Source organism: Microbacterium sp. NPDC089189, assembly GCF_040685095.1.
GTDB lineage: Bacteria > Actinomycetota > Actinomycetes > Actinomycetales > Microbacteriaceae > Microbacterium.
In genome coordinates, this window is sequence record NZ_JBFBHG010000002.1 from 53,558 (window position 1) to 80,391 (window position 26,834).

At 71.5% G+C, this 26,834-nt stretch carries 29 protein-coding genes and 2 tRNA genes; 15 read left to right on the forward strand and 16 right to left on the reverse strand.

The genetic code is table 11. The annotated features are described in order from the left end of the window. Positions 1–29 precede the first annotated feature (29 nt). Genes dinB through AB0N73_RS01440 form a run of 3 tightly spaced genes read left to right on the forward strand, consistent with a single transcriptional unit; the run spans position 30 to position 2,212 of the window. Positions 30–1,283, forward strand: coding sequence for a DNA polymerase IV (gene dinB / locus AB0N73_RS01430; RefSeq protein ID WP_363559595.1), 1,254 nt, complete (start codon positions 30–32; stop codon positions 1,281–1,283). Between the two features lie 58 nt (positions 1,284–1,341). Then, positions 1,342–1,662: a hypothetical protein gene (locus AB0N73_RS01435; RefSeq protein ID WP_363559597.1), complete on the forward strand. Its 321-nt coding sequence runs from the start codon at positions 1,342–1,344 to the stop codon at positions 1,660–1,662. A gap of 34 nt (positions 1,663–1,696) precedes the next feature. Further along, positions 1,697–2,212: a hypothetical protein gene (locus AB0N73_RS01440; RefSeq protein ID WP_363559931.1), complete on the forward strand. Its 516-nt coding sequence runs from the start codon at positions 1,697–1,699 to the stop codon at positions 2,210–2,212. A 6-nt stretch (positions 2,213–2,218) separates the two neighbouring features. Here AB0N73_RS01440 and AB0N73_RS01445 read toward each other — a convergent pair whose 3' ends face one another. The 5 genes from AB0N73_RS01445 to orn form a co-directional block, all read right to left on the reverse strand. Beyond that, positions 2,219–2,716, reverse strand: a complete 498-nt coding sequence (locus AB0N73_RS01445) for a DUF2017 family protein (RefSeq protein WP_363559599.1) — start codon at positions 2,714–2,716, stop codon at positions 2,219–2,221. Beyond that, a complete protein-coding gene (gene clpS, locus AB0N73_RS01450; RefSeq protein ID WP_363559601.1) occupies positions 2,713–3,024 on the reverse strand; it encodes an ATP-dependent Clp protease adapter ClpS in 312 nt (103 codons plus the stop codon). The genes AB0N73_RS01445 and clpS overlap by 4 nt, the downstream gene beginning before the upstream one ends. Next, the gene (locus AB0N73_RS01455; RefSeq protein ID WP_363559603.1) at positions 3,015–3,356 is read right to left on the reverse strand and encodes a metallopeptidase family protein; all 342 of its coding nucleotides are present in this window, start codon (positions 3,354–3,356) and stop codon (positions 3,015–3,017) included. The genes clpS and AB0N73_RS01455 overlap by 10 nt, the downstream gene beginning before the upstream one ends. Before the next feature lie 43 nt (positions 3,357–3,399). After that, positions 3,400–3,475: transfer RNA gene (locus tag AB0N73_RS01460), tRNA-His, on the reverse strand. Between the two features lie 37 nt (positions 3,476–3,512). Further along, a complete protein-coding gene (gene orn / locus AB0N73_RS01465) occupies positions 3,513–4,142 on the reverse strand; it encodes an oligoribonuclease (protein ID WP_363559605.1) in 630 nt (209 codons plus the stop codon). A gap of 208 nt (positions 4,143–4,350) precedes the next feature. Between orn and AB0N73_RS01470 the strand changes: the two genes are divergently transcribed. Next, positions 4,351–4,423: transfer RNA gene (locus tag AB0N73_RS01470), tRNA-Arg, on the forward strand. 152 nt (positions 4,424–4,575) lie between these two features. On the opposite strand, the gene AB0N73_RS01475 is transcribed toward AB0N73_RS01470, so the two are convergent. After that, a complete protein-coding gene (locus tag AB0N73_RS01475; protein WP_363559607.1) occupies positions 4,576–5,298 on the reverse strand; it encodes a hypothetical protein in 723 nt (240 codons plus the stop codon). Between the two features lie 62 nt (positions 5,299–5,360). Here AB0N73_RS01475 and AB0N73_RS01480 point away from each other — a divergent pair, with 62 nt between their 5' ends. Then, a complete protein-coding gene (locus AB0N73_RS01480) occupies positions 5,361–6,794 on the forward strand; it encodes a PLP-dependent aminotransferase family protein (RefSeq protein WP_363559609.1) in 1,434 nt (477 codons plus the stop codon). A gap of 18 nt (positions 6,795–6,812) precedes the next feature. Here the strand turns inward: AB0N73_RS01480 and AB0N73_RS01485 are convergent, their stop codons facing one another. Next, positions 6,813–7,049 carry a hypothetical protein gene (locus tag AB0N73_RS01485; protein WP_363559611.1) on the reverse strand — a complete coding sequence of 79 codons (237 nt, stop codon included), beginning with the start codon at positions 7,047–7,049 and terminating at the stop codon, positions 6,813–6,815. A 218-nt stretch (positions 7,050–7,267) separates the two neighbouring features. On the opposite strand from AB0N73_RS01485, the gene AB0N73_RS01490 reads away from it, so the two are divergent. Genes AB0N73_RS01490 through AB0N73_RS01505 form a run of 4 tightly spaced genes read left to right on the forward strand, consistent with a single transcriptional unit; the run spans position 7,268 to position 10,457 of the window. Further along, a complete protein-coding gene (locus AB0N73_RS01490) occupies positions 7,268–7,747 on the forward strand; it encodes a single-stranded DNA-binding protein (RefSeq protein WP_363559613.1) in 480 nt (159 codons plus the stop codon). A 16-nt stretch (positions 7,748–7,763) separates the two neighbouring features. Continuing rightward, a complete protein-coding gene (locus tag AB0N73_RS01495) occupies positions 7,764–8,243 on the forward strand; it encodes a hypothetical protein (protein WP_363559615.1) in 480 nt (159 codons plus the stop codon). A gap of 50 nt (positions 8,244–8,293) precedes the next feature. Further along, complete coding sequence (gene ettA, locus AB0N73_RS01500; protein ID WP_363559617.1) at positions 8,294–9,973, forward strand: energy-dependent translational throttle protein EttA; 1,680 nt, start codon at positions 8,294–8,296, stop codon at positions 9,971–9,973. Next, the gene (locus AB0N73_RS01505) at positions 9,966–10,457 is read left to right on the forward strand and encodes a thioesterase family protein (protein WP_363559619.1); all 492 of its coding nucleotides are present in this window, start codon (positions 9,966–9,968) and stop codon (positions 10,455–10,457) included. Before ettA ends, AB0N73_RS01505 begins: the two co-directional genes overlap by 8 nt. 10 nt (positions 10,458–10,467) lie before the next feature. Here AB0N73_RS01505 and AB0N73_RS01510 read toward each other — a convergent pair whose 3' ends face one another. Further along, entirely contained in the window at positions 10,468–11,346 is an 879-nt protein-coding gene (locus AB0N73_RS01510; protein ID WP_363559621.1) for an acyl-CoA thioesterase II, read from the reverse strand. 44 nt (positions 11,347–11,390) lie between these two features. Between AB0N73_RS01510 and AB0N73_RS01515 the strand changes: the two genes are divergently transcribed. Beyond that, complete coding sequence (locus tag AB0N73_RS01515) at positions 11,391–12,056, forward strand: hypothetical protein (RefSeq protein ID WP_363559623.1); 666 nt, start codon at positions 11,391–11,393, stop codon at positions 12,054–12,056. A 6-nt stretch (positions 12,057–12,062) separates the two neighbouring features. Here AB0N73_RS01515 and AB0N73_RS01520 read toward each other — a convergent pair whose 3' ends face one another. The 8 genes from AB0N73_RS01520 to pepN form a co-directional block, all read right to left on the reverse strand. Further along, complete coding sequence (locus tag AB0N73_RS01520) at positions 12,063–13,730, reverse strand: FAD-binding dehydrogenase (RefSeq protein WP_363559625.1); 1,668 nt, start codon at positions 13,728–13,730, stop codon at positions 12,063–12,065. A gap of 35 nt (positions 13,731–13,765) precedes the next feature. Next, positions 13,766–14,197: a globin gene (locus tag AB0N73_RS01525; protein WP_363559627.1), complete on the reverse strand. Its 432-nt coding sequence runs from the start codon at positions 14,195–14,197 to the stop codon at positions 13,766–13,768. Then, a complete protein-coding gene (locus tag AB0N73_RS01530) occupies positions 14,194–15,387 on the reverse strand; it encodes a mechanosensitive ion channel domain-containing protein (RefSeq protein WP_363559629.1) in 1,194 nt (397 codons plus the stop codon). The genes AB0N73_RS01525 and AB0N73_RS01530 overlap by 4 nt, the downstream gene beginning before the upstream one ends. 23 nt (positions 15,388–15,410) lie before the next feature. Continuing rightward, entirely contained in the window at positions 15,411–16,088 is a 678-nt protein-coding gene (locus tag AB0N73_RS01535) for a response regulator transcription factor (RefSeq protein ID WP_363559631.1), read from the reverse strand. Further along, entirely contained in the window at positions 16,085–17,335 is a 1,251-nt protein-coding gene (locus AB0N73_RS01540; RefSeq protein WP_363559633.1) for a histidine kinase, read from the reverse strand. Before AB0N73_RS01540 ends, AB0N73_RS01535 begins: the two co-directional genes overlap by 4 nt. A 10-nt stretch (positions 17,336–17,345) precedes the next feature. Then, positions 17,346–18,197, reverse strand: a complete 852-nt coding sequence (locus AB0N73_RS01545) for an ABC transporter permease (RefSeq protein WP_363559635.1) — start codon at positions 18,195–18,197, stop codon at positions 17,346–17,348. Next, entirely contained in the window at positions 18,194–19,105 is a 912-nt protein-coding gene (locus AB0N73_RS01550; RefSeq protein WP_363559637.1) for an ABC transporter ATP-binding protein, read from the reverse strand. The genes AB0N73_RS01545 and AB0N73_RS01550 overlap by 4 nt, the downstream gene beginning before the upstream one ends. A 138-nt stretch (positions 19,106–19,243) precedes the next feature. After that, entirely contained in the window at positions 19,244–21,781 is a 2,538-nt protein-coding gene (gene pepN / locus AB0N73_RS01555) for an aminopeptidase N (protein ID WP_363559639.1), read from the reverse strand. A gap of 167 nt (positions 21,782–21,948) precedes the next feature. Between pepN and AB0N73_RS01560 the strand changes: the two genes are divergently transcribed. Genes AB0N73_RS01560 through AB0N73_RS01580 form a run of 5 tightly spaced genes read left to right on the forward strand, consistent with a single transcriptional unit; the run spans position 21,949 to position 26,832 of the window. Beyond that, positions 21,949–23,133, forward strand: coding sequence for a ferrochelatase (locus AB0N73_RS01560; protein WP_363559933.1), 1,185 nt, complete (start codon positions 21,949–21,951; stop codon positions 23,131–23,133). Positions 23,134–23,169: 36 nt separating this feature from the next. Then, positions 23,170–23,712: a ribose-5-phosphate isomerase gene (locus tag AB0N73_RS01565; protein ID WP_363559641.1), complete on the forward strand. Its 543-nt coding sequence runs from the start codon at positions 23,170–23,172 to the stop codon at positions 23,710–23,712. Next, positions 23,712–24,707, forward strand: a complete 996-nt coding sequence (locus tag AB0N73_RS01570) for a DNA-formamidopyrimidine glycosylase family protein (protein WP_363559643.1) — start codon at positions 23,712–23,714, stop codon at positions 24,705–24,707. The genes AB0N73_RS01565 and AB0N73_RS01570 overlap by 1 nt, the downstream gene beginning before the upstream one ends. Then, positions 24,707–25,342, forward strand: coding sequence for an FMN-binding negative transcriptional regulator (locus AB0N73_RS01575; protein WP_363559645.1), 636 nt, complete (start codon positions 24,707–24,709; stop codon positions 25,340–25,342). The genes AB0N73_RS01570 and AB0N73_RS01575 overlap by 1 nt, the downstream gene beginning before the upstream one ends. Next, positions 25,339–26,832: an amidohydrolase family protein gene (locus tag AB0N73_RS01580; protein ID WP_363559647.1), complete on the forward strand. Its 1,494-nt coding sequence runs from the start codon at positions 25,339–25,341 to the stop codon at positions 26,830–26,832. Before AB0N73_RS01575 ends, AB0N73_RS01580 begins: the two co-directional genes overlap by 4 nt. Positions 26,833–26,834 lie beyond the last annotated feature (2 nt).

Genomic DNA, 26,834 nt, shown 5'->3' on the forward strand with positions numbered 1-26,834 from the left:
GTGTCGGTGGTTCGCGCGACAATAGAAGCGTGGGACGCGGCGACGGATCGGGGCGCATCGTGTCGCCCGCCGACGCGGACGACACGGGTGCGGGCATCCTGCACGTCGACATGGATGCGTTCTACGCCGCGGTCGAGGTGCTCGACGATCCTTCGCTGGCGGGCAAACCGCTCATCATCGGCTCGCCCGAGGGTCGCAGCGTGGTCTCCAGCGCGTCGTACGAGGCGCGACGCTTCGGGGTCCGTTCGGCGATGCCGGTGTCGCAGGCGCTCCGCCTGTGCCCCTCCGCCATCGTGGTGCCGCCGCACTTCGACCGGTATCGGGCATTGTCGGCCGCGGTCATGGCGGTCTTCGCCGAGTTCACTCCGCTCGTCGAGCCGCTCTCGATCGACGAGGCCTTCCTCGACGTCCGCGGCGCGCGGCGGCTGTGGGGGAGCCCGGGCACGATCGCGCGTCTTCTCCGCGCCCGCGTCCTCGCCGAGACGGGATTGACCTGCAGCGTGGGAGTGGCCGCCACGAAGCACGTCGCGAAGATGGCCTCGACCGCGAGCAAGCCGGACGGGCTGCTGATCATCGCCGCACGCGACACGGCGGCGTTCCTCGGCCCGCGCTCGGTGCGCGAGCTCTGGGGGGTCGGTCCGAAGTCGGCCGAAGCACTGGAGGGGCGCGGCATCCGCACGATCGACGACGCCCGGCGGGCGCCGCGCGCGATGCTCGAGCGGGCGCTCGGAGCCTCGATGGGCGAGCGCGTCTGGCATCTGGCTCGGGGCGAGGACGCCCGCGACGTGACCACCGAGCGGGTCGAGAAGAGCATCGGCCACGAAGAGACGTTCCACGACGACATCGACGACGATGCCGTCCTGCGCGCCGAGGTGCGGCGGCTCGCCGATCGCGTCGGCGCCCGGTTGCGCGCCCACGACGTCGAAGCGGCGACGGTCGCGCTGAAGATCCGCTTCGCCGACTTCCGCACCGTGTCGCGATCGGTGACCCTCACCGAGCAGACCGCGGTCGGCCAGCGCATCGGCGACGCCGCTCTCGAGCTGTTCGGCGCGCTCGAGCGCCCGCTGCCGGTGCGGTTGATCGGCGTGCGTGCCGAGAACCTGCGCCCCGTCTCGATGGCGGCGACGCTCTGGGACGACGACGCGGAGTGGCGACGCGTGGAAGAAGCCCTCGACGGCGCCTCGACACGGTTCGGCACCGGGGCGATCACGCGAGCCGCGCTCCTCGGGCCCCGCCGCGGCGGCACGAGCCTGCCGTCACATCCCCGCCCGCCCGCTCCCTGAACTTCTCCGGTACGTCAAGCCTGCTGCACGCGGCACCCGGGCCCGCTACCGTGAGGGCATGGGCAACTTCGTACTCGATCTCGGCAAGCAGTCCGCATCCCTCGGCGTCAACGCGGTCTACGGTGAGCAGCAGGACGTCGACGGGGTGCGCATCATCCCGGTCGCGCTGTCCTGGCACGGCTTCGGCGGCGGCACCGACGACTCCGGCAACACGGGCGGCGGAGGCGGCGGATATGCCGTTCCCTTGGGCGCCTACGTGCGCCGCGGCGACGACCTCCGCTTCGAGCCGAACCCGGTCTCCGTGCTCGCCGTGGCAGTGCCGTTCCTGTGGGTGGCGGGCCGCGCGCTGAGCCGCGTGATCCGCGCGCTCAAGAAGTGACGCGCGCCTGAGCCTGGACGACGCCGCCGCCGAGATCCTCGCGCGAGCGGCGCAGAGTGCTGTGCCCGCGTACCGGATCGTCATCGACGGCCGGTCGGGAGCGGGCAAGACGACGTTGGCGGCGCTCGTGGCCGCGCGGGCGCCGGACGTGCAGATCGTCGCCCTCGACATGATCTATCCCGGATGGGACGGTCTGCGTGCCGGTGCGGATGCGGCCCTCGATCGCGTCCTCGCCCCGCACGCACGCGGTGAGGCGGGTACGTGGCAGGCGTGGGACTGGTCGGCCGACCGGCCGGGAGGCTGGTCCGAGGTGGACCCCGCCCGCCCGCTGCTCGTCGAGGGGGCGGGGATCCTCACTCGTCGGAGCGCGCAGCTCGCACACGTACCCGTGTGGGTCGAGGCGCCTGATGTCGACCGACGCGTGCGCGCCCTCGCCCGCGACGGCGAGACGTACGTCCCGCACTGGGACGGGTGGGCGGCGCAGGAGGAGAAGCACCTGGCGGCGCACGAGCCCCGACGCTGGGCGACGCTCGTCGTCGACGTCCGCTGAACTCCGCTAGTCCGGGGTGACGGCGCTGATGAGCCCTTCGAGGCGATAGCCGAGCCAGTCGTAGACGCCGAAGCGGGGGTCGGACGGGTCGTGGTCGTCCTCCGTCGTGATCTCCAGCCGTGACGCCAGGACGAGGCGAACCGCGCTGAGCGTGCGCATCCAGGCGTCCACGCGCTCACGATCCAGGTCGATGACCAGTTCGGTCAGCGACTCCTCGGCGGGCGCGGCCTGCAGGTCGAGTTCTCCCGCCGTCGCGAGGTCGGCGAGCACGACGGCGGCATCCGCCGTCCGACGACGCAGCAGCTCCGACTCGGTGGTGGCGCGGAACTGGCCCGCCGCCTCCTCGTCGTCGGGATACGCCGACGGCACCAGGCGGGCGACCGCAGGATCGGAGGAGGCATCGGTCGTGCCGGAGAGCAGGTCGACGAACTGACTGACGAGACCGCGCAGGTGCACCGCCTCGAGGCGCGTGATCTCGACGAGGGTCGAGGGCGACTCGGTCACGGTGCCGGAACCTTCCGGACGGTCGCCCACAGGCCGTAGTCGTGCATGGCCTGGGCGTGGAGCTCCATCTGTTCCCGCATCCCCTCGGAGACCACGGCGTGACCGTCGTGGTGGACGCAGAGCATGAGCCTCGTCGCTTCGTCGAGCGGATGCCCGAAGTACTCGCGGAAGACGTGCGTGACGTAGCTCATCAGGTTGACCGGATCGTTCCAGACCACCGTCTGCCAACCGGGATCGATGGCGTCCGCAGGATCGAGGTCCGTTCGCTCATCGATCTCGGGTGCGGCCAGCGGTGCCATCATGCCCATCCCAATTCGTGCAGTCGGTCGTCGTCGATACCGTAGAAGTGCGCGATCTCGTGAACCAGGGTGGTGTGGACCTCGTCCCGCAGCGCGGCCTCATCCTCGCAGACGTTCAGATGCGCCTCGCGGTACACGATGATCCGATCCGGCAGCTCGCCCATGCCGTAGCGGTCGCGCTCGGTCAGCGACCAGCCGTCGTAGAGCCCGAAGAGCTCTTCGTCCGGGTTCTCCGAGCGAGCCTCCACGACGAACACGACGTTGTCCAGGCCCGCGACCATGTCGTCGGGCAACCGGTCGAGCTCCTCGATCACAAGGCGCTCGAATCCGTCGTCATCCATCTGCATCAGCGCATCCCGTCGTTCCGAGGAGATCCCGCCATCTTGGGGTGAGTAACGGGGCTCGAACCCGCGACATCGGCCACCACAAGGCCGCGCTCTACCAACTGAGCTATACCCACCATGTCTCCCGCCTGCGCGGGCAACTGAAAGATTCTCTCACACTTGCGGAGCGAATGCGGACACCACGGAGGCGGCGACGGCCTTCGCGTCGTCGCTGCTCGGCCCCGGCTGGTCGACGAACACCGCCTCGCGGTAGTAGGCGAGTTCGCGGATCGATTCCTGGATGTCGGCGAGGGCGCGGTGGCCGCCGTTCTTCGCCGGCGCGTTGAAGTAGACCCGGGGGTACCACCGCCGCGAGAGCTCCTTGATGCTCGAGACGTCGACGTTGCGGTAGTGCAGCCAGCGGTCCAGGCGCGGCATGTACCGGGCCAGGAACGCGCGGTCGGTGCCGATCGTGTTGCCGGCGAGCGGTGCCTTGCCCTCGACCGGCGCGAAGCGCTGGATGTACTCGAGCGCCTGGAACTCGGCCTCGGCCACGCTGATCCCGCCGGGGATCTCCTCGAGCAGACCGGAAGTCCGGTGCATCTGGGTGACGAAGTCGTTCATGTTCTCGAGCGCCGAGGCGTCGGGGCGGATGACGACCTGGAAGCCTTCGTCGAGCGGATTGAGCTCGAAGTCCGTGACGACCACCGCGATCTCGACGAGTTGGTCGACGGCCACGTCGAGCCCCGTCATCTCGCAATCGATCCAGACCAGTCGGTCGCCTTCAGCGCTCACGTCGTTCATCCTCCTCGCGGGTTCCGACACGGACGCCGGAATCTCGGTCCCGCGCGGCGACGCGCCCGCCCGCCGGAAGCGGGGGAGCAGCGGTCGCTGGGGACCCTGTGCGCATGACTTTACCCGCGGCAAGGGCGGCATCGCCCCGTCGGCACGGTCCGGATGCGCGGGTCCGAGTACCGGTGTGCCCGGACCGGGCGGTAGCGTATGAGCTCTGGCCCCCGTAGCTCAGCGGATAGAGCAGCAGCCTTCTAATCTGACGGTCGCAGGTTCGATTCCTGCCGGGGGCACCGAGCTCTGGTGCACAGCCGCGGGTCGGCGTAGCCTCGGGCGCACAGTCACGGACGAAGGAGTTCGACGATGAGCGCGACAGCACTGTGGGTGGCGTACGGCCAGTCCGGCGTGGTGGGAAGCATCCGCAAGGACGAGAGCGGCTACGGGGTCACGATGGCCGGAGCGGATGCGAGTCTGGGGCGCTTCCCGACGATGCAGATCGCGAAGAGTGCGCTGCACGCGCACCTGCGGCCCGGCGCCGATTGGCCGCGCTTCCAACAGCACTGACGGCGGCGGCGCGGGCGCGGCCGGCTCGTGCCGTGTCGACGGCGAGCAGCGGCAGGAACACGTGCACCAGCGGGCCGATCGCGAGGGCGAACACGACCGTGCCGATGCCGAGCGTGCCGCCCAGCGCCCAGCCGATGACGAGCACCGTGATCTCGACGCTGCCGCGTGCGGCCCACAGCGGCCAGCCGAGTCGATCGCGGAGTCCCGTCATCAGCCCGTCCCGCGGTCCCGAGCCGAACGACGCGCCGATGTAGAGCCCGCTGGCCACGGCCACGGTCAGCACGCCGCCGCAGAGCAGCAGGATCCGCGCCAGCAGTCCGTCGATGGGCGGCAGCACGTCGAGGACGAGCTGCATGGCCGTGCCGACGAGGAGGATGTTCGCCAGTGTCCCGACCCCGGGGCGCTGGCGGAGGGGGATCCACAACGCCAGCACGCCGAGCCCGATGATGTTCGTCACCCATCCGACGCCCCATCCCGAACGCAGCGCGATCCCCTCGGCGAGCGCCGTCCAGGGGTCCACGCCCAACCCGGCGGCCACGACGAAGGCGCAGCCCGCTCCGTACAGGGGGAGGCCGAGGACGAGCTGGAGGATGCGGCGGATCATGGGATGCATCCAATCACCGGATTGGACTGTGGGAAAGATGCCAATTTTGCTACGCTGGACCGATGGACTCCCGGATCTCCGCGCGCACCCTGTCGACCCGGCTCGGTGGATGGCGGACGAGCGAACCCGCCTACGAGGCGCTGGCCGACGGTGTGCGGCTGCTGTGCCTCGACAACCGCATCCCGGCGCACACGGCACTGCCCGCCGAGCGCGAGCTGGCGGCCGCCCTCGGTGTGAGCCGCACCACCGTGGCCGCCGCGTACCGCAGCCTGCGCGACACCGGCCACATCCGCAGCATCCGCGGATCCGGCAGCGTGACGGAGCCGCTCGGGCGGGGCGGCGTCGCCCGGACGTCCGTGTCGGATGAGGACGCGATCGACCTCCAGCAGGCGAGCCCCGCGGCGTGGCCGGGATTGGCCGGCGTCTTCTCCGAGGCGGCCATGGCCGCGCCGGCGATCCTCGCGCGTCCGGGTTACGACGTCGTCGGCAACGAGACGCTGCGCGCGGCGATCGCCGCGCGGTACGTGGCCGCGGGTCTTCCCACCGACGCGTCCGAGATCATGATCACGAACGGAGCACAGAGCGCGCTGCACCTGTTGGCGAGCACGCTCATCAGCCGTGGCGACCGGGTGCTCATCGAGTCGCCCACGTATCCGCACGCCGCCGAGGCGTTCCGGGGCGCCGGGGCGCGCCTGGTGAGCGTGCCGGTGACGGTGCGCGACGGGTGGGACCTGGACCGCGCCTCGCAGGCGTTCGGCCGGGTGCTGCCGACCCTCGCCTACCTGATGCCCGACTTCCAGAATCCGACGGGCCGGTCGATGAGCGCAGCGGAGCGCCACGAGATCGCCACGGCTGCCGAGCGCGCCGGCACGACGGTCATCGTCGACGAGACGACGGCGGAGCTCTCGATCGATCGGCGAGGGGAGTTCCCGATGTTCGGCGAGGGGGTGGCTGACCCCGCCTCGATCGTGCGGGTCGGCTCGTTCGGGAAGACCGCGTGGGGCGGGCTCCGGGTGGGCTGGATCCGCGCGCGCCCCGAACTCATCCGCCGGGTCGTCGCCGCGCGGTTCGCGATCGAGCTGGGAACGCCCGAATGGGAGCAGCTGGTGGCACGGATGCTTCTCCCGCACCTGCCGCAGATCATCGCCCAGCGCGCCGCCGTGCTGCGCGCGGGCCGTGACGCCGCCGTGCTCGCGCTCGAGCGTCTGCTGCCTGCGTGGGGCGTTCCCGCGGTCGACGGCGGCGTCGCGCTCTGGGTCGATCTCGATGCGCCGCTCAGCAGCGCGCTGGCGATGGCTGCCCGGTCCGAGGGCGTCCTGCTCTCGGCGGGACCGCGGTTCTCGGTGGATGGGGGGTACGAGCGGAACATCCGCATCCCGTTCACCGGCACGGTGCCCGACCTCACCCGAGCCGTCGGGGGCATCGCGCGGGCGTGGCAGAAGGTGCGCTCGGGTGCCGCACCGCTGCTCGAGGACCGCGTCGACGCGCTCGTCTGACGCGCGCGTCGACGACGCTCAGGCGGCCCGGAGGACCGCGGCCGCGTCGTCGAGGCGCCAGAACTCGCCGACGTCGACGAACGCGTGGCTGCTCCAGCGGTAGCGCTGCGCGAGATACCGGGTGCCGTCGGGGTCGATGCGCGCGGACACGAGCCCGGCGACGGCGCCGTCCGGTGTGAGGACCCGCCACCGGTCGATCCCGAGCGGGACGAGGCGGCCGGCGGACGAGGGACGTGCGTGCGCGATCGTGGTCATGCGGGTCTCCTCTGCGTCGATCGCCACGGTACGCGGGGGCTCCGACACGGGGCGCTGCCTTCTCCCCAGCCTCCGCGTGGCCCGCAGATCTCCCCAGTCGGCCCGGGTACCGCGCGACCCGGTCGCCGCCCCCTCCAGAGTGGGTCCCGGTCGCGGCGTCCGGCGGGCACCCGGGCGCCGCGACCGGCGGGGAGATACCCCGCGGGAGAGGAGACATCATGAAAGAGCGCATCACCGTGGTCGGGAACGTCGCCAGCGCGCCGGAACTGCGCCGGCTGCCGAACGGAGACCCGGTCACGAGCTTCCGGCTCGCGGTCACCGAGCGTCGCCAGGATCGCGAGTCGTCCACCTGGGTCGACGGGCACACCAGCTGGTACAAGGTCAACGCGTTCCGGGGGCTCGGCGAGAACGCGCACCGGTCGCTGCACGTGGGTGACCGGGTGATCGCCTCCGGGCGGTTCACCCTGCAGGAGTGGGAGAACGACACCAAGCGCGGTGTCACGGCCTCGATCGACGCCGAGGCGCTGGGGCCCGATCTCCTCTGGGGGACGACGGTCTACCGGCGGGCCTCGGCCGCCGAGTCCGCATCGGCGTCCGACTCGACGAGCAGCCAGGCAGCCGCGCCGGTCGAGACCGCGGGCTGGGCGGCGCCCGGAACGGCCCCCGATCTGGTGGCCGCGGGGGAGACGCCCTTCTGATGCTTAGACTGGCCCGGTGACCTCGCACCGCGCCGGCCGCTGGGCCGTATCCGCCGTCGGCCTGACCTTCGCGGCCGTTCTGATCGCGGGCTGCACCGCCCCGGCGGAGCCTGCGCCGAGCGCGACGCCCACTCCCTCCGAGACGGCGGCCGTCGAGCCGGCGGTGGAACTGGTTCCCGACGGGACGGCCGAGGAGAACCTTCCGGTCTTCCGTTCCGTGGTCGAGCAGGTCTGGGCCGGTCCCGATCAGGTGTCCGGGCGCGCCTATGTCGACGCGTTGACGACCATCGGGTTCGACAAGGCGGCCATGCAGGTCACCGAGGACCAGTCCACGGTCGGCAACGCGGCCGAGAGCATCCAGTTCTCGGTGCGATGGGGCGAGGAATGCCTGGTCGGCCAGGTGGGTCCGGCGACCGGCGGAACGGTGACCACCGTCCTCCCCGGGTTGCCCGACGGCGGATGCCTGCTCGGTCAGACGCGTCCGATCGACTGGTAGCCACGGTCGCGTGCCGCGTCAGCGGTGCGGGCCGATAGGATGGACCGGTTATGGCTGAGTACATCTACTCCATGGTCCGTGCCCGCAAAGCTGTGGGCGAGAAGCTGATCCTCGACGACGTCACGATGGCGTTCCTTCCGGGCGCCAAGATCGGCATGGTCGGTCCGAACGGTGCCGGTAAGTCGACGATCCTGAAGATCATGGCCGGTCTCGACCAGCCCTCGAACGGCGAGGCGAAGCTCTCTCCCGGCTACACGGTGGGCATCCTCATGCAGGAGCCCGAGCTCGACGAGTCGAAGACCGTGCTGGAGAACATCCAGGACGGGGTGGCGATCAAGCCCAAGCTCGACCGCTTCAATGAGATCTCGGCGCTCATGGCCGATCCCGACGCGGACTTCGACGCGCTGCTCGCCGAGATGGGCGTGCTGCAGGAGGAGATCGACGCCGCCGACGGCTGGGACCTCGATTCCCAGCTCGAGCAGGCCATGGACGCGCTCCGCACCCCGCCCGGGGACGCCGCGATCGCCCCGCTCTCCGGTGGTGAGCGTCGCCGTGTCGCGCTGGCCAAGCTGCTCCTGCAGAAGCCGGACCTGCTGCTCCTCGACGAGCCCACGAACCACCTCGACGCCGAGAGCGTGCTCTGGCTCGAGCAGCACCTGCAGTCCTACAAGGGCGCCGTCATCGCGATCACCCATGACCGGTACTTCCTCGACAACGTCGCGGAGTGGATCGCCGAGGTCGACCGCGGGCGCCTCATCGGCTACGAGGGCAACTACTCGACCTACCTCGAGAAGAAGGCCGAGCGACTGGACGTCCAGGGCAAGAAGGACGCCAAGCTCGCCAAGCGCCTGAAGGACGAGCTCGAGTGGGTGCGCAGCAGCGCCAAGGGCCGGCAGACGAAGTCGAAAGCCCGTCTGGCGCGGTACGAGGAGATGGCCTCAGAGGCCGAGCGCACGCGGAAGCTGGACTTCGAGGAGATCCAGATCCCCGCGGGCCCGCGCCTGGGCAGCGTCGTGATCGAGGCCAAGAAGCTCAACAAGGGCTTCGAAGACCGGACCCTCATCGACGGACTCAGCTTCAGCCTGCCGCCGAACGGCATCGTCGGCGTGATCGGCCCCAACGGTGTCGGAAAGACGACCCTGTTCAAGACGATCGTCGGTCTCGAGCCCCTCGACGGCGGCGATCTGAAGATCGGCGAGACGGTCAAGATCAGCTACGTCGACCAGTCGCGCGGCAACATCGACCCCAACAAGACGCTGTGGGAGGTGGTGTCGGACGGCCTCGACATCATCACGGTCGGCAAGATCGAGATCCCGTCGCGCGCGTACGTGTCGAAGTTCGGCTTCAAGGGTCCCGACCAGCAGAAGAAGGCGGGCGTGCTCTCCGGTGGTGAGCGCAACCGTCTGAACCTGGCGCTGACCCTCAAGGAGGGCGGCAACCTGCTGCTCCTCGACGAGCCGACGAACGACCTGGACGTCGAGACCCTCGGCTCGCTCGAGAACGCGCTGCTCGAGTTCCCCGGCTGCGCCGTGGTCATCACGCACGACCGGTGGTTCCTCGACCGCATCGCGACGCACATCCTCGCCTACGAGGGCACCGACGAGAACCCCGCGAAGTGGTACTGGTTCGAGGGCAACTTCGAGGCGTACGAGCAGAACAAGATCGAGCGGCTCGGGCCCGATGCGGCCAACCCGCACCGGTCGACCCACCGCAAGCTCACGCGTGACTGACAGTCCGGACGGCCGACGGGTCCACATCCCCATCCATCTGCGGTGGGGGGACCTCGACGCGTTCAACCACGTCAACAACACCTCGATGCTGAAGCTCCTGGAGGAGGCGCGCGTGCGCGCCTTCTGGGAGCCCGGCGACGACGAGCCGACCTACCCGACCGCGGTGGTCGCGGCCGGAGTCGGGTCCGAGGTGCTGACGCTCATCGCCCGCCAGGAGATCGAGTACCTGCGCCCGGTGCCCTACCAGCGTGCGCCTCTGGACGTGCAGCTGTGGTTCGGATCGCTCGGCGGGTCGAGCATGGAGGTCTGCTACGAGGTCTTCAGCCCGGCCGGAGCGAACCCGCAGACGCTGTACGCGCGCTCGTCCGCCGTCGTCGTGACGGTGGACGCCGCGACGGGCCGACCGGTGCGGTTGACCGAGCGCATGCGGGCGGCCTGGGCGCCGTACGTCGGCGAGCCGATCGCGTACGCGCGGCGCCGCTGACCTCCCGCGCTCACTCCCGCGGCAGCCGGACCATGACCTCCTGCGCGACGCTCGCGACCAGCGCGCCGTCGCGCGTGTAGATGCGGCCGGTCGCGAGTCCGCGTCCGCCGCGCGCCGTGGGCGAGGACTGCGCGTAGAGGAGCCACTCGTCGACCCGGGCGGGCCGGTGCCACCACATCGCGTGGTCGAGGCTGGCGACGCTCAGCCCGGGAGTGGTCCAGGTGAGTCCGTGCGCGCGCAGGATCGACTCCTGGATCGTCATGTCGGACAGGTACGCGAGCGCGGCCCGCTGCAGGACGGGCTCGTCGGGCAGGGCGCGCCGGGTCCTCATCCACACGGCCTGCGCGGCCTCGGGCTCGACGCTGCCGCTGCGGTAGAGCGTGCCCGGCACGTGGCGCACCTCCACAGGCAGCTCGCGGAAGCTGCGCATCGAGAGCGGATGCAGCTCGTCCAGAGGGTTTGCGGGCAGGTCGTCGGGGCCGGGGACCTCGGGGGCGGGCTCGGCGTGGTCCAGGCCCTCGTCCTCGGTCTGGAACGACGCGATCATCGAGAAGATCGGCACGCCCTCCTGGTAGGCCTGCGTGCGTCGCGCCGAGAACGACCGGCCGTCCCGCAGCCGGTCGACCGAGAAGGTCAACCCGCGCGACGAGTCGCCCGGGCGCAGGAAGTACCCGTGCATCGAGTGGATGGGCCGATCGTCGCCGACCGTGCGCGATGCCGCCACGACGGTCTGCGCGAGCACCTGCCCGCCGTACACCCGTCCGAGCGGCATCGCGTGGGAGCCGCCGGTGAAGATGTCCTCGGTGGTCCGCGCGTCGGTGGAGGTCAACGACAGCACGTCGATGAGCGCGGCGACCGGGTCGACGTCGTCCGTCCGGGGTGTCGTCATGGGTGGTGCTCCTCGCGTGTGGGCCGCTTGATAGCTTAGAACCGATGCCTCCTCGACTCGTGTTCCCGGATGCGGATGCCGCCGCGGACGCGCTCACGTTCGCCGGCCGATCCGCCGCCCTCGACTCCGATGCCGCCGTGTCCCTGCAGGCGCACGCGGGAGTCCTGGCCATGACGACAGCGGTGCTCGCCCCGCGCGGCCTGCTCGATGCCATGCCCACGGTGCTCGCGATGCGGGTCCTCCCGGTGGACCCCGAGCTGCAGTGCGACCTGGCGGTCACGGCCAGCGCGCTGGTGGCAGCCGGCACCGCGGAGGTCGCGCTGCCGGAGACCGCCGTGCGACCCGCCTGGACCGGGATGTCGCCGCCCCGGGGCTCGTGGACCGCGGCCGGCGCTCTCACCTCCGCGCAGCTCGCCGCACGGGCGCAGTGGGGGATGGCCGCGGTCGCGCACGACCTGCCGCAGGATCCGGGGGAGGACATCGTGCGCTCGGTGCGGGCGCGGATCTGGGGCCAGGTCGACGACGATCTCGGCGGGCTCGTGCGCGGCGTGGCGTTCGCCGCGGTGTCGATGGGCTTCGTGCACGGCGAGGAGCAGGCGCGCGTGGTGACGGCACCGGGCTGGACCCGCATCACCCTTCGCCGCGGCCACATCCTGGTGCGCGGTCCGGTGCGCAGCGGCCTGACGGCGGTGCGCGAGACGGGCGCCTGAGCGGCGTCAGACCGCGTGGGCGGCCGCGCGCCCGGCGGCGCGCCCCGAGAACAGGCAGCCGCCGAGGAACGTGCCCTCGAGCGCGCGGTAGCCGTGCACCCCGCCTCCGCCGAAGCCCGCTGCCTCGCCCGCGGCGTAGAGCCCGGGAACGGCGGCGCCGTCGGCATCCAGCGCGCGTCCGTCGAGATCGGTCTGGATGCCGCCGAGCGACTTCCGGGTGACGATGTGCAGCTTCACCGCGATCAGCGGGCCGGCGGCGGGGTCCTGGAGTCGGTGGGGCGCCGCGGTGCGCACGAGACGGTCGCCGCGGTAGGAACGCGCGGCACGGAGCATCGCGATCTGCGCGTCCTTGGTGAAGGGATTGCGCATCTCGCGATCCCGGGCGGTGACCTCGGCGCGGACACGGGCGGGATCGAGCAGGTCGCCGCCGGGCAGCTCCCGCATGCCCGCGATGAGCGCGTCGAGGGTGGCGGCACGGACCACGTCGGCGCCGCGGTCGAGCAGCGTCGCGACGGGCGCGGCGGCACCACGACCGAGTCGGGAGCGCACCAGGAGCCCGATGTCCTTGCCGGTGAGGTCGGGGTTCTGCTCGCTCCCCGAGAGGGTGAACTCCTTCTCGGCGATGCGCTGCGACAGGACGAACCAGGAGTGGTCGGCTCCCGTCGTGCGCAGGTGCGCGAGGGTGCCGAGGGTGTCGTAGCCGGGGAACAGCGGCACCGGCAGCCGGTCGCCGCGGGCGTCGAGCCAGAGCGAGGACGGGCCGGGCAGGATGCGGATGCCGTGGCGCGGCCACACCGGATCGACGTTCTGCACGCCCTCCACGTAGTGCCACATCCGGTCGCGGTTGACCAGTCGCGCCCCGCCCGCGGCCGCCACGTCCAGCATGGCGCCGTCGACGTAGGCGGGCACCCCGGAGAGCATCTGCCCGGGCGGGGTGCCGAGACGCGCGGGCCACTGCGAGCGCACCAGCTCGTGATTGCCGCCGATGCCGCCGGAGGCGATGATCGTGGCGCCCGCGCGCACGCGGAAGTCGCCCACCGACTCTCGTGAGGTGGCTACGCCGCGGGGCTGGGACGCCGGGTCGAGGATGTCGCCGACCGCCCCGACGATGGCGCCGTCCTCCCGCACCAGCTCGCGGACGCGGTGGCGGGGGAGCACCGTGAGGCGCCCCTCGGACTCGCCCCGTTCGAGAACCGCCTGGAACGGGGCGACGAGCGCGGGTCCGGTGCCCCAGACGATGTGGAAGCGCGGTACGGAGTTGCCGGGACCGGTCGCGGTGTACCCGCCGCGCTCCGCCCACCCCACGACCGGGAAGAACCGCACTCCCAGGGAGCGGAGCCACGTCCGCTTCTCGCCCGCCGCGAAGTCGAGGTAGGCATCGGCCCACCGCCGGCCCCACGCGTCCTCGTCGCGGTCGAACCCGCCCGTGCCTGCCCAGTCCTGGCGCGCGAGGTCGATGCCGTCGCGGATCCCCATCCGGCGCTGCTCGGGGGAGTCCACGAGGAACAGACCCCCGAACGACCACCACGCCTGCCCGCCGAGATTCGCGCGGGGCTCCTGGTCGACCAGCACGACGCGTCGACCGGCGTGGAGGGCCTCCGCGGCGGCTACGAGGCCGGCGAGCCCCCATCCGATGACGAGGACGTCGGTGGCATGGGCGGTGGATGTGGGCACGGCTCCTCCTTCGCAGCGCGTGACCGACCGGCGGCTCAGGCGAGCGGAGCGCGTCCCTCGGCGGCGGGGCCGATGCCGGTCGGTTCGAACGTGTTCACCATGGCATAGGCGGCACGGTGCAGATAGTCCCAGAGCGTCGCCTCCATGAGCGGCGGAAGGTCCACCGCATCCACGGCACGACGCATGTGGGAGAGCCACCGATCGCGCGCCTCCGGGTTGACGGTGAACGGGGCGTGCCGCTGGCGCAATCGCGGGTGGCCGCGCCGCTCGCTGTAGGTCGTCGGGCCGCCCCAGTACTGCTCGAGGAACAGGAGCATGCGCTCCTTGGCCGGCCCCAGGTCCGCCTCCGGGTACATCGGGCGCAGCACCTCGTCCTCGGCGATGCCCTCGTAGAACACGTCGACGAGACGCACGAACACGTCGTGCCCGCCGACCTGGTCGTAGAAGCTGATCGGTGCGTCGCTCATGCGGGGTCCTCCTCGGGAGGTGCGGTCTTCTTCCGCGGCGCGCGACGGGGCTTCGTCGGCGGTGCATCCGCTTCGGCCGCATGCGCGGCCGCCTCGGAGGCGGGCTCGGGGGCCGGCGCGGCGTCGTCCGCGGTGCCCGGCGCATCCGCCGTCCGGCCGCGGGCGCCCCGCTTCGGACGCCAGACCGGACGCTCGGCCGCCTCGACCGGGATGGGGCGGGTCCGCGGCGGGTTCGCACCGCGCACGCGTCCGGCTCCTTCGACTCCGGTCAGGGTGATCGAGTTGAGCTGCGGCAGCGTGATGTCCATCGCGTCCATCGCCCGCTTCAGGCGCACGCGCAGCTCGCGGGCGACGTCGTCCTTGGCGTTGGACCGCGTCTTGAGGACGAGCCGGATGACCAGCGCGTCTCCGGAGATCGACTCGAGGCCCCAGATCTCCGGCTGCTCCAGGATGCGGGTGCGCCACTTCGGGTCTTTCGCGAGCTGCTTGGCGGCGTCGAGCATGGCCTTCTCGACGGCGTCCAGATCCGCATGGACGGGCACGGCGAGGTCGATGATCACCCGCGACCATCCCTGCGACATGTTGCCGATCCGGGTGATCTCGCCGTTGCGGACGTACCAGAGGGTGCCGTTCACATCGCGCACGTGCGTCACCCGCACGCTGACGTACTCGACGACGCCGGTCGCGAGTCCGAGGTCCACCACGTCGCCGATGCCGACCTGGTCCTCCGCCACGATGAAGATGCCGTTCAGGACGTCCTTGACGATGTTCTGCGCGCCGAAGCCCAGGCCAGCACCGATCGCCGCCGTCAGCAGGGCGAACGATCCGAGGATGTTCGCGTCGATCACGTTGACGATCAGGATGATCGAGATGATGACGATCGTGACGCCGGCGATGTTCTGCAGGATCGAGCCGAGGGTGCGGGTGCGCTGCACCAGACGCACGGCGGCCAACGGCGAGCGGTCGAGCGCCTGCGTGTCGTCGACGCGCGCCTTGGACTTGGCCCCGCGCACGATGCGCTCGACGACGCGGTGGATGATCCGCTTGAGGATCCAGGCCACCAGCAGCGCGACCACGATGATCACGAGGATCCCGAGGAGCTTGAAACCCGCCTCGGCGAGGAACGTGCCGACATCCGCCCAGAGATCGGCGGACGTCAGATCCGGCGGGGTCGTCGTGAGATCTACCATCGACCCGATGCTACCGAGCGCGGCTAGGACGTGGCTGGACGCGCCGGGTCGTCGGGCGGGATGAGGCCGCTGCGGTGAGCGAGGATCACCGCGTGCACGCGGTCGCGCGCCCCCAGCTTCGCCAGGATGCGGCCGACGTGCGTCTTGACGGTCGACTCGCCGAGGAAGAGCTCCTCCGCGATCTCGCTGTTGCTGAGACCGCGGCCGATCGCGAGGAAGACGTCGCGCTCCCGCTCGGTGAGTACGCCGGTCGGATCGGCCGCGACGGGGGAGGGGCTCCCCATCATCTCGATCATGCGGCGGGTCACGCGGGGCGAGAGTGTGGCGTCGCCGCGGTGCACGGCATGGATGGCGGCGACCAGCTCGTGCCGCTGCGCGTCCTTCAGCAGGAATCCGCTCGCGCCGGCTCGGAGCGCGCCGAAGGCGTACTCGTCGAGGTCGAAGGTGGTCAGGACGAGGACGCGGGTGTCGGGGCTGTCGGCCACGATGCGCGCCGTCGCCCCGATGCCGTCCAGGCGCGGCATCCGCACGTCCATCAGCACGACGTCCGGACGCAACCGCTGCACCGCAGCGACCGCATCCTCGCCGTCGGCGGCCTCGCCCACGACCTCGAGGTCCGCCTCCTCGTCGAGCACCATCCGGAAGCCCAGACGGATGAGCTCCTGATCGTCGGCGAGCAGGATGCGGATCGTCTCGGTCATGCGGTGTCCTCGGTGGTGAGGGGAAGGGTGACCGCCAGTGTCCACACGCCGTCGGCGGAGCGCACATCGAGGTGACCGCCGGCGTGCGTCACGCGTTCGGTGAGGCCCTGCAGACCGAATCCGGCGGTGCCCGTGGCCGATGTACGGACGCCGTCGTTGATGATCGTCACCTCGACCGCGTCGGCCCCGTAGTGGATGGCGACCGTCGCTCGCGTGGCGCGAGGGGCGTGCCGCATCGCGTTGGTCACGCCCTCCTGCACCACCCGGCCCAGGGCGAAGTCGGCGGCGGGTGCCAGCGGCGGCGCGATGCCGGTCACACGGAGGGCGACGGGGTACCCCGCGCGTTGCGCCGTGGTCACGACCTCCCGGGGCGAGGGAGCACCTGCCGGGGCGAGAGGGGCGGCCGTGCCGGTGTCGTCGGTGCGGAGGACGCCGAGCATGGCGCGCATCTCGATGAGGGCGTCGCGCGCAGTGTCGGCCGCCGTCCGCGCGGCGCTGCGCGCCCGCTCGGGGTCGCTCGTCGCCGCCGCGCCTTCACTGAGGGCCACGACGACGGTCAGCGAGTGCGAGACGATGTCGTGCATCTCGCGCGCGATGCGCGTGCGCTCCGCGGCCGCGGCGAGCTGCGACTGCTGGTCGCGCTCGATCCGCAGCTGTCGGGAACGATCGATCAGCGCATCGACGTAGCGTTTGCGCCCGCCGACGTTGATCCCGATCAGCGCGCCGATGATCAGCACGACGAGGGTCGCGAGCGCTGCGTTGAGCACGTCGCTCCACGCCTCGCCCAGCGCGATCCGGGCGAGGCCGGCCACGGCGAACAGCACGAGGGTTGTGCCGAAGGCGATACCGGTCGCGCGGGACGACCGGTACACGGCGACCGCGTACAGCGCGAAGGCGAGGCCCGCGCCCGAGGGCATGAGCCACGGCGGCGCGAGGAGGCACGGTACGACCGCGACCGCGTAGACCGCGATCGGATACCGCCGGCGCCAGAACAGGGCGACCGCCGTACTCGTGGGGATCGCGACGGCGAGGATGAGGGCGGCCGGCTGCCAGGCGCCGGGGGCGTCGGTGGCGGTCACGTACCGCGGCACCGACAGGATGAACGCGCTGACGCAGATCAGCACGTCGGCGAAGCGGGGATGCCGGGCCCAGTAGCGGCGGATGACGCCGGGCGGACGCGGCAGCAACAGGCCGTCGTCGGAGGGAGTGTCCTCCCGTCCGACGACGGCCCGATGCTCTGCGCTCATCCGCCCGACTTTACGCGTCGCGGCTCTTGAGGACGACGCCCGCCCCGACGAGGCCGACAACCACCCAGACGACGAGCGTCAGCCCGGCGACCCACGGCTCGAGCGAGCCCGTGCCGCCCGGATTCATGAGCGCGTTGCCGGCGTTCGTGGGCAGGAAGCGTGCCGCGTCCTGGATCCAGCCCCAGTCCGGCAGCGCCGCGAAGAAGGCGGGCACCAGCGGCAGGACGAAGACCAGGCCCACGCCCAGGGCGATCGCACCGGGGCCGTTGCGCAGCAGGTAACCGGCCGAGACGCCGATCAGGGCGATGACGGCCATGGTGAAGGCTCCCGCGAGCAGCGGCAGCATCCACGACGCGAGGTCGGAGAAGTCGAGGCCGATGCCCGCTCCCGAGAGCATGGGCGCCGTCACGAGGGCGGCGATGAGGAAGATGACCAGGCTCGAGAGGAACACGAACAGCGCGACGACCGTGGCCTTGGCCAGCAGTGAGCCGATGCGTCCGGGGGCGGCGGTCAGGGTCGAGCGGACCATGCCCGTGGAGTACTCGCCGGTGACCTGGATGCTGCCCAGGATCACGGCGAGAAGCACCGTGAAGCTCGTGGGCGAGAGGATCACCGTGATCGCGAGCGATTCGGATCCGGGAGCGCCGGCGGGGCCGTCGAAGCTGGTGAAGGCCCATGCCAGCAGCAGCGACATCCCGATGGACAGGAGAGCGACGACCCCGATCGACCACCAGGGGGAGCGGAGCGTCGCGAGCTTGATCCACTCGCTGCGGACGAGCCGCAGGAAGGAGAGCCGGTACGTCGAATCGGCCGGTCGCAGTGCGGACCGGGTAGGCGCGGGGGTGGTGGCGGAGGTGCTCATGCGATGTCCTTCGACTTGTACTCGACGGATTCGCCGGTGAGGGCGAGGTAGGCGTCCTCGAGGGATCCGGATTGCGAACTCAGTTCGTGCAGGGGGATGCCGCCGGCGGCCGCGGCATCGCCGATGGCCTCGCCGGTCGCGCCGACGATGTCGGCGACGCCGGGGGCGGTCTGGGTGATCTCGACACCGGGTCCCGAGATGAGGGGGACGAGCGCCTCGAGACGGGGGCTGCGCACCCGCACTCGCGTGCCGGTCCACTCGGAGACGAGCTGGGCGACGGGCGCGTCGGCGAGCACACGGCCCTTGCCGAGCACGATGATCTGGTCGGCCGTGATCGCCATCTCGCTCATGAGGTGGCTCGAGAGCAGCACGGTGCGTCCCTCCGAGGCGCAGTAGCGCACGAACTGACGCACCCAGCGCACGCCCTCGGGATCGAGGCCGTTGACGGGCTCGTCGAGGATGAGGGTGCGCGGGTCGCCCAGCAGCGCCGCGGCGATGCCGAGCCGCTGCCCCATCCCGAGCGAGAAGCCCCCGGCACGCTTGCGCGCGACGTTCTCGAGACCGGCGAGGGCGATGACCTCGTCGACGCGGGACTGCGGGATGCCGTGGGTCGCCGCCAGCGCGCGGAGGTGATTGCGTGCGCTGCGACCGGTGTGCACCGCCTTGGCGTCGAGGAGCACGCCCACCTCGGTGAGGGGGGAGCGCAGCGAGCGGTACTCGCGCCCGTCGACGGTGACGCGACCGCTCGTGGGGCGGTCGAGTCCGACGATCATGCGCATGGTGGTGGACTTGCCGGCGCCGTTGGGGCCGAGGAAACCCGTGACCTTGCCGGGTTGGACGGTGAAGCTGATGTCGGAGACGGCGTGCTTGTCCCCGAACTGCTTGCTGAGGTTCTCTGCGACGATCATGGTCCCCACGCTACGGAGGCGAGGGGAGCCCGCGCGTCCCCCCGTGGTACCGGATCCGCGCGGCCCGCCTCCTTCCGCCGGGGGAGGAGACGGCGAAGGCCCCGCCCGGTGACCGGGCGGGGCCTTCGTCAGGGATGCTTACGCGTCGGCGTCCTGGACCGACAGCGCGCGCTCGACGCCGGCGAGGTTCTCCGCCACGAGGCGGCGGAGGGCGGCCGGGGCCTCCCGGTTCTCGGTGAGCCAGCTGCGCGTCGCGTCGCGCAGCGCGACGTTGGCGAGTGGCGCCGGGTACAGGCCCACGATGAGGTAGCTCGCGATCTGGTACGTGCGGCTCTCCCACACCGGCAGCAGCATGTCGAAGTACGCGGGGATGAACTCCTCGAGCAGTGCGACGCCCGCCGGGTGGGTGAACCCGGCTGCGGCCGAGCGCACCACGGTGTTCGGCAGGTCGCTGTTGTCGACGAGGGAGCTCCACGCGGCGTTCTTCGCCGCGGCGTCGGGCAGCGCGGCCTTGGCCTGCGCCGCGAACTCGCCGCCCTTGGCCGTGTTGTCGGCGGCGAGCGCCGCATCGACGTCCGCCGCGGTGACGAGGCCGCCCGCGGCCAGCGACACCAGGAGCGCCCACGAGAGGTCCGCGTCGATCTCGAGACCGTCGAGCGAGATCTCGCCGTCGCGGAGCGAACGCACGGCGGCGAACTGCTCGGGCGTCGACGCCGCCGATGCGAACGCCGTCGTGAACTGCAGCTGGCTGTCGCTGCCGGTCTCGGCGGCCTGGGCGAGCGCCCAGAGGCCGTCGGCGACGGCGGCGCGCGTGGCGTCGCGCTTCTCCGGCGCGACGTAGGCGTTGGCAGCGAGCTGCAGCTGCGCGAGCGTGGTGCGCACGGTCGTCGACTCGGTCTCGGTGCCGATGTTGCCGAGGACGAGGTCGACGTAGGCGGAGGCAGCGGCCTCGGCATCCCGCGTCTGGTCCCAGGCGGCGCCCCATACGAGCGAGCGGGCCAGCGGGTCGCTGATCTTGGCGAGATGCGCGATCGCGGTCTGCAGCGAACGGTCGTCGAGTCGGATCTTCGCGTAGGCGAGGTCCTCGTCGTTCAGCAGGATGAGGTCGGGTCGGCGGAGCCCGGTGAGCTCGGCGACATCCGTGCGGTCACCGTCGACGTCGAGTTCCAGGTGATGCACCCGCACGAGGCTGTCGCCCTGCAGCGCGTAGAAGCCGACGCCCAGGCGGTGCGGGCGGATCGTGGGGTAGTCGGCGGGTGCGGTCTGGATGATCGAGAACTTGCGGATCGTGCCGTCCGCCGCCTCATCCACCGCCGGGGTCAGCGTGTTTACGCCGGCCGTCTCCAGCCACTTCTTCGACCACTCCGTGAGCTCGCGACCGCTGGTGGCCTCGAGCTCGACGAGCAGGTCGCTCAGCTCGGTGTTGCCCCAGGCGTGCTTCTGGAAGTAGGTGGAGACTCCGGCGAAGAAGGCCTCGACGCCCACCCAGGCGGCGAGCTGCTTGAGCACCGAGCCGCCCTTGGCGTACGTGATGCCGTCGAAGTTCACCTGCACGTCCTCGAGATCGGTGATCTCGGCGACGACGGGGTGGGTCGAGGGCAGCTGGTCCTGGCGGTACGCCCAGGACTTCTCCATGGCGTTGAACGTGGTCCACGCCTCGGTCCACTCGGTCGCCTCGGCGGTCGCGATCGTCGATGCCCACTCGGCGAACGACTCGTTGAGCCAGAGGTCGTTCCACCACTTCATGGTGACGAGGTCGCCGAACCACATGTGGGCGAGCTCGTGCAGGATCGTGACGACGCGACGTTCCTTGACGGCGTCGGTCACCTTGCTGCGGAAGACGTACGTCTCGGTGAACGTGACGGCGCCCGCGTTCTCCATGGCACCCGCGTTGAACTCGGGCACGAACAGCTGGTCGTACTTGGCGAACGGGTAGGGGACGCCGAACTTCTCCTCGAAGTAGGCGAAGCCCTGGCGCGTCTTATCGAAGACGTAGTCCGCGTCGAGGTGCTGCCACAGGCTCTTGCGCGCGAAGACGCCGAGGGGGATGACGCGTCCCGAGGAGCTGGTCAGCTCGGAGCGGGTGACCTCGTAGGGGCCGGCGATGAGCGCGGTGATGTACGAGGAGATGCGCGGGGTCGGCTCGAACGACCACGTGGCGCTCTCGCCCGTGGTGACGGGGTCGGGCGTGGGCGAGTTCGACACGACCTGCCACGCGGCCGGCGCGGTGATCGTGAACTGGAACGTGGCCTTGAGGTCGGGCTGCTCGAACACCGCGAACACGCGCCGCGAGTCCGGCACCTCGAACTGCGAGTACAGGTACACCTCGCCGTCGACCGGGTCGACGAAGCGGTGCAGGCCCTCGCCCGAGTTGGTGTATCGGCAGTCCGCATCGACGACGAGGACGTTGTCGGCCTCGAGCGCGTCGAGGGCGATGCGCGAATCCGCGAAGGCCGCGGTGTCGATGTCGCGCCCGTTGAGCGTGATGCGGTGCACGCGCTCGGCGATGAGGTCGATGAAGGTGGCAGCTCCGGGCGTGGCCGTGAAGCGCACGGTGGTCGTCGAGCGGAACAGCTCGGCGCCGGTGGTCAGATCGAGGGCGATCTCGTACGCGTTCGTGTCGACGATCGCGCGGCGCTCCTGCGCTTCGATGCGGGTGAGGTTCTCTCCAGGCACTGCGTGACTCCCGTGGGGTGTGGGGTGAATTCTTGCGCGGCGAAGCTGCTGGCCACACCGTCGATCCGTCCAGCCTACGGTTCGTCGGCGTCCGGCGGAATCAAAGGGACGTCGTGGATAACCGGTGGGAGGATGAGGAGGTGACCCCCCACGAGTTCGAACAGTCCGTGACCGCCGACGCCCCCGATGGCGTTCCCTTCGCTTCCGCCGAGGCCGTGACCGGCCCCGCATGGGTCGAGGTTCCCACCGCGTACGACGGAATCCTCCTCGCCGGGTTCGGGGGACCCGAGGGGCAGGACGACGTCATCCCGTTCCTGCGGAACGTGACCCGCGGTCGCGGGATCCCGGACGAACGGCTCGAGGAAGTGGCTCACCACTACCGGCACTTCGGCGGTGTGAGCCCGATCAACGCGCAGAACCGCGCGCTGAAGGCGGCGCTCGAGGCCGAGCTCGAGCGCCGGCAGCTGGCGCTTCCGGTCTACTGGGGCAACCGCAACTGGGGCCCGTACCTGGAGGACGCCGTGACCGAGGCGGCGGCCGCGGGGGACCGCACGCTGCTCGCCATCGCGACGAGCGCCTACAGCTCCTTCTCCAGCTGCCGGCAGTACCGCGAGGACTTCGCGCGGGTGCTCACCGACACCGATCTGGTCGGCACCGTCACGATCGACAAGGTGCGGCAGTTCTTCGACCACCCGGGATTCGTCGCCCCGTTCGCCCGGGGTGTGCGCGACGCGGTCGCCGCGATGCTCGCGGACGGACACGCCCCCGAGGCGATCACGGTGCTGTTCTCGACGCACAGCATCCCGGTGGCGGACGCGCAGCGCTCCGGCCCGCGCGACATCGACTTCGGCCCGGGCGGCGCGTACGCGGCGCAGCACGAGGCGGTGGCGTCGTACGTCATGAGCGAGGTCGCCGAGGCGCATCCGGCGGCGACCGCGGTGCCGTGGGAGCTCGTCTACCAGTCGCGGTCCGGCCCGCCCTCGCAGCCCTGGCTCGAGCCGGACGTCTGCGACGTGATCGACGAGCTGCCCGCGCGCGGTGCGACGGCGGTGGTGATCGTGCCCCTCGGGTTCGTCAGCGACCACATGGAGGTCCTCTGGGACCTCGACACCGAGGCGATGGATGCCGCAGCGGAAGCGGGGCTCGCCGCGACGCGCACCCCGACGCCCGGCATCGACCCCGAGTACGTGTCCGGGCTCGTCGATCTCGTCGAGGAACGCCTGCACGGCGATGCCCCCGGCATCCGCCCGCACCGCACCGATCTCGGGCCCTGGTTCGACGTGTGCCGGCCCGCCTGCTGCGAGAACGTGCGCGCCGGGTTCAAGCCCGCAGCGGCGGGGATCGCGCCGTGATCCGCCGGGGTGCCAACCGTCTCTAGGATGGGGGCCATGCGCATCCATATCGCCACGGATCACGCCGGCCTCGAGTTCTCGACCCGCCTGCAGCACCATCTCGCCGAGCAGGGTCACGACGTCGTGGACCACGGCCCGCTCGAGTACGACGCGGTCGACGACTACCCGGCCTTCTGCATCCGCGCCGCCCAGGCGGTCGTGCGCGATCAGGCAGCCGGGATCGAGACGCTGGGGATCGTGTTCGGCGGCTCGGGCAACGGCGAGCAGATCGCGGCGAACAAGGTCACCGGGGTGCGTGCGGCGCTCGTGTGGAACATCCCCACCGCGGAGCTCGCCCGCGAGCACAACGACGCGAACGTGATCGCCATCGGCGCCCGTCAGCACACGTTCGAGGAGGCCTCGGGCTTCATCGACCGCTTCATCGCGACGCCGTTCTCGAACGAGGAGCGCCACGTGCGCCGCATCGCGCAGGTCGCCGCCTACGAGACCGACGGCTCCCTGCTGCCCGACCCGCGTGCGGGACTGGCTCCCGATGTCGTCGCCGACGCATCCAGCAGCTTCGACCCGGAAGCGGGCTGATGCCCGAAGGGCATTCCGTCCATCGCATCGCGCGGCAGTTCGATCGCAACTACGTCGGGCGTCGCGTGGCAGCGTCGAGCCCGCAGGGGCGGTTCGTCGAGGGTGCAGCGGTCCTCGACGGACTCGAGGTCCTGTCGGTGCGCGCGGTGGGCAAGCAGATGTTCCTCGAGTTCGAGCGCGACACCTGGCTGCGCGTGCACCTGGGCATGTACGGCGCCTGGGATTTCTCGGGCGAGATCCTCGTCGACCCGACCATCGCCTCGGCGAACGGCCGGATGGGGCAGACCAACCAGCGCGGCACGGACGATGCGGTGCTCGACGACGCGGGCGAGAACTCGCTCAGCTCGATCGGTGCGCCGCGGCGGGCGCGGGGGCATGTCCGGATGTCGGAGCAGACCTCCGGCCTGACCCGGGAGGACGAGGAGTGGCCTCCGCCCGTCGTCGGGCAGGTGCGGTTGCGGCTGTTGACCGAGGTGACGTGCGCCGATCTGCGCGGCCCGACCGCCTGCCAGGTGCAGACACCGGACGAGGTGGCGGCCACGATCGCGAAGCTCGGCCCCGACCCGCTCGTCGACGACGTGGCGGCCGGCGAGGAGCGCTTCGTCGAGGTCGTGCGGCGAAAGCCCACCCCGATCGGACTGCTGCTCATGGACCAGTCGGTCGTCAGCGGCATCGGCAACGTCTACCGCGCCGAGCTGCTCTTCCGGGCGAGGGTCGATCCGCACACCCCCGGGCGGGACCTCCCGGAGGACGTGGTGCGAGGGCTGTGGCGCGACTGGGTGCGCCTGCTCGCGATCGGCGTCGAGACCGGGCAGATGATGACGATGGACGATCTGTCGCCGGATGAGTGGCGTGCCGCCATGGCCCACCGCGACGACCGTCACTGGGTCTATCACCGGGCGGGGCTTCCGTGCCGGGTCTGCGGCACGTCCGTGCTGCTGGAGGAGATGGGCGCCCGCAAGCTCTATTGGTGCCCCGTGTGTCAGGTGGCGTGATGCGACAGAATCCCAGCTTCGCGATGACGGATGTGGCCGAGCTCCGCCGGCTGATCGACCTCAACCCGTGGGTCACCCTGGTCAGCGCGACCGATGACGGCCTCGTCGCGTCGCACTACGCCGTGCTGCTGGACGACACGCGTGACGATCTGACGATCGTGGGTCACGTCGGCCGCCCGGACGACCTCATCCACGGCCTCGGCGATCGCGAGCTGCTCGTCGTCGTGCAGGGGCCCCACGGCTACGTGTCGCCCGGGTGGTACGGCGACGGCCCGGCAGTGCCCACCTGGAACTTCGTCTCTGCGCACCTCACCGGCACCCCCGAGATCCTCGCTCCCGCGGAGAACCTCCGGGTGCTCGAGCGACTCGTCGACCGGTTCGAGGACCCGATGCCCGCGCCGCGGCGGATGTGGGAGCGCCCCAACGATCCGGCTTTCGTGGAGAAGCTGGAGCGGGGCACGGTGGGATTCCGTCTCACGCCCGGCCGCGTCGTGGCCAAACGCAAGCTCAGCCAGAATCGCCCGGCCGAGACCGTCGACCACATCATCGACATGCTCTCCGCGCCCGGCCCGCACCACAACCCCGCCCTCGCGGACGAGATGACCCGCGCCCGCGCGGCACGGCCGGGCGCATGAACGCGCGGCACATCGACGCCATCGCGGGCGTGCGGCTGGCGGGGCCCGGCGCGGAACGCGCCCCGACGACCGGGCTGCACGACGTCCTGCTCGCGGACGGGCGGATCGTCGACATCGCCCCGGCCGGGGCGCTGCGCCTGACCGGCGACGTCCTGCCCGGAGACGGCGCCTTCCTCATCCCCGGACTGTGGGACCACCACGTGCACGTCGGGCAGGCGGCGCTCACCGCGCTCCGCGTCGACCTCGCGGACGTGACGACCGCCGCCGCCGCGGCAGCCGTGATGGCCGATGCCCTGGTCGGTCCGGACGGCCGGCGCGTGGGAGCGGGGTTCCGCGACGCGTTCTGGCCGGATGCGCCGACTCTGCACCTGCTGGACGAGCGCACCGGCGCGGTGCCGACCTACCTCGTGAACGCCGACCTGCACAGCCTGTGGCTGAACTCCGCGGCCCTCGCGCGCGAGGGGATGACCTCGCCGGACGGCGTGCTGCGCGAGGAGGCGGCCTTCGAGGTGTCGCGTCGGCTCGGCGCCGTGCCGGCCGACCTCGTCGACGCCGCGGTGGCCGACCTCGCCCGCCGGGCGGCGGCACGCGGCGTCGTCGGTCTCGTCGATCTCGACATGGCGGAGAACGAGAGCGTCTGGCAGCGTCGACGCGCCGACGGATTCGACACCCTGCGCGTGCGGTTCGGCATCTACCCCGAGCACCTCGACCGCGCCCTCGCAGCGGGTCTCGTGACCGGCGACCCGCTGCGCGGCGACACGGGCGACCTCGTGCACGTCGGCCCGCTGAAGGTCATCACCGACGGCTCGCTCGGCACCCGCACGGCCGCGTGCTCCGTCGCCTATCCGGGCGACCCGCACGACCACGGAGTCCTCGCGGTCGATCCCGAGACCCTGCGGGACCTGCTCATCCGCGCCACGGGCGGCGGTCTCGCCGCGGCCGTGCACGCCATCGGCGACGACGCCGTGCGTCACGCCCTGGACGCGTTCGCGGTCACCGGGGCGACCGGCACGATCGAGCACGCGCAGCTCGTCGCTGCGGCGGACGTCCCGCGGTTCGCGCGTCTGGACGTGGCCGCGAGCGTTCAGCCCGCACACGCGCTCGACGACCGCGATCTCACCGACTCGCTCTGGGCGGCGCAGACGGCGATCCCGTACCCGTTGCGCGCGCTGGCCGACGGGGGAGCGGCGCTGTTCTTCGGGTCGGACGCGCCCGTGTCGACGCTCGACCCGTGGGCGGCGATCGCCGCGGCCGTGCACCGCACGCGCGACGGCCGCGAGCCGTGGCGCCCCGACGAGGCGGTGCCGATCGCGGTCGCGCTGGCGGCCTCGACGGCGGGCGGCTCGCTCCGTCCCTCGGAGATCGCCCCCGGGGCCGTGGCCGACCTGGTGCTCACGGGCGCCGACCCCGCTGCGGCCGACGAGCGAGCGCTCCGCGAGATGCCCGTCGTCGCGACGCTGCTCGGGGGCCGGGTGACGCACGGCGGCTGAGG

What these genes read in the sequence shown, in the direction of transcription:
- AB0N73_RS01435 (WP_363559597.1), top strand. Translation starts at nt 1,342, where the DNA reads ATGGGCAACTTCGTACTCGATCTCGGCAAGCAGTCCGCATCCCTCGGC.
- clpS (WP_363559601.1), bottom strand. Translation starts at nt 3,024, where the DNA reads ATGGGCATGATGGCACCGCTGGCCGCACCCGAGATCGATGAGCGAACG.
- AB0N73_RS01455 (WP_363559603.1), bottom strand. Translation starts at nt 3,356, where the DNA reads ATGGATGACGACGGATTCGAGCGCCTTGTGATCGAGGAGCTCGACCGG.
- orn (WP_363559605.1), bottom strand. Translation starts at nt 4,142, where the DNA reads ATGAACGACGTGAGCGCTGAAGGCGACCGACTGGTCTGGATCGATTGC.
- AB0N73_RS01475 (WP_363559607.1), bottom strand. Translation starts at nt 5,298, where the DNA reads ATGATCCGCCGCATCCTCCAGCTCGTCCTCGGCCTCCCCCTGTACGGA.
- AB0N73_RS01480 (WP_363559609.1), top strand. Translation starts at nt 5,361, where the DNA reads ATGGACTCCCGGATCTCCGCGCGCACCCTGTCGACCCGGCTCGGTGGA.
- AB0N73_RS01485 (WP_363559611.1), bottom strand. Translation starts at nt 7,049, where the DNA reads ATGACCACGATCGCGCACGCACGTCCCTCGTCCGCCGGCCGCCTCGTC.
- AB0N73_RS01490 (WP_363559613.1), top strand. Translation starts at nt 7,268, where the DNA reads ATGAAAGAGCGCATCACCGTGGTCGGGAACGTCGCCAGCGCGCCGGAA.
- ettA (WP_363559617.1), top strand. Translation starts at nt 8,294, where the DNA reads ATGGCTGAGTACATCTACTCCATGGTCCGTGCCCGCAAAGCTGTGGGC.
- AB0N73_RS01510 (WP_363559621.1), bottom strand. Translation starts at nt 11,346, where the DNA reads ATGACGACACCCCGGACGGACGACGTCGACCCGGTCGCCGCGCTCATC.
- AB0N73_RS01515 (WP_363559623.1), top strand. Translation starts at nt 11,391, where the DNA reads ATGCCTCCTCGACTCGTGTTCCCGGATGCGGATGCCGCCGCGGACGCG.
- AB0N73_RS01525 (WP_363559627.1), bottom strand. Translation starts at nt 14,197, where the DNA reads ATGAGCGACGCACCGATCAGCTTCTACGACCAGGTCGGCGGGCACGAC.
- AB0N73_RS01530 (WP_363559629.1), bottom strand. Translation starts at nt 15,387, where the DNA reads ATGGTAGATCTCACGACGACCCCGCCGGATCTGACGTCCGCCGATCTC.
- AB0N73_RS01535 (WP_363559631.1), bottom strand. Translation starts at nt 16,088, where the DNA reads ATGACCGAGACGATCCGCATCCTGCTCGCCGACGATCAGGAGCTCATC.
- AB0N73_RS01540 (WP_363559633.1), bottom strand. Translation starts at nt 17,335, where the DNA reads ATGAGCGCAGAGCATCGGGCCGTCGTCGGACGGGAGGACACTCCCTCC.
- AB0N73_RS01545 (WP_363559635.1), bottom strand. Translation starts at nt 18,197, where the DNA reads ATGAGCACCTCCGCCACCACCCCCGCGCCTACCCGGTCCGCACTGCGA.
- AB0N73_RS01550 (WP_363559637.1), bottom strand. Translation starts at nt 19,105, where the DNA reads ATGATCGTCGCAGAGAACCTCAGCAAGCAGTTCGGGGACAAGCACGCC.
- AB0N73_RS01565 (WP_363559641.1), top strand. Translation starts at nt 23,170, where the DNA reads ATGCGCATCCATATCGCCACGGATCACGCCGGCCTCGAGTTCTCGACC.
- AB0N73_RS01570 (WP_363559643.1), top strand. Translation starts at nt 23,712, where the DNA reads ATGCCCGAAGGGCATTCCGTCCATCGCATCGCGCGGCAGTTCGATCGC.
- AB0N73_RS01575 (WP_363559645.1), top strand. Translation starts at nt 24,707, where the DNA reads ATGCGACAGAATCCCAGCTTCGCGATGACGGATGTGGCCGAGCTCCGC.
- AB0N73_RS01580 (WP_363559647.1), top strand. Translation starts at nt 25,339, where the DNA reads ATGAACGCGCGGCACATCGACGCCATCGCGGGCGTGCGGCTGGCGGGG.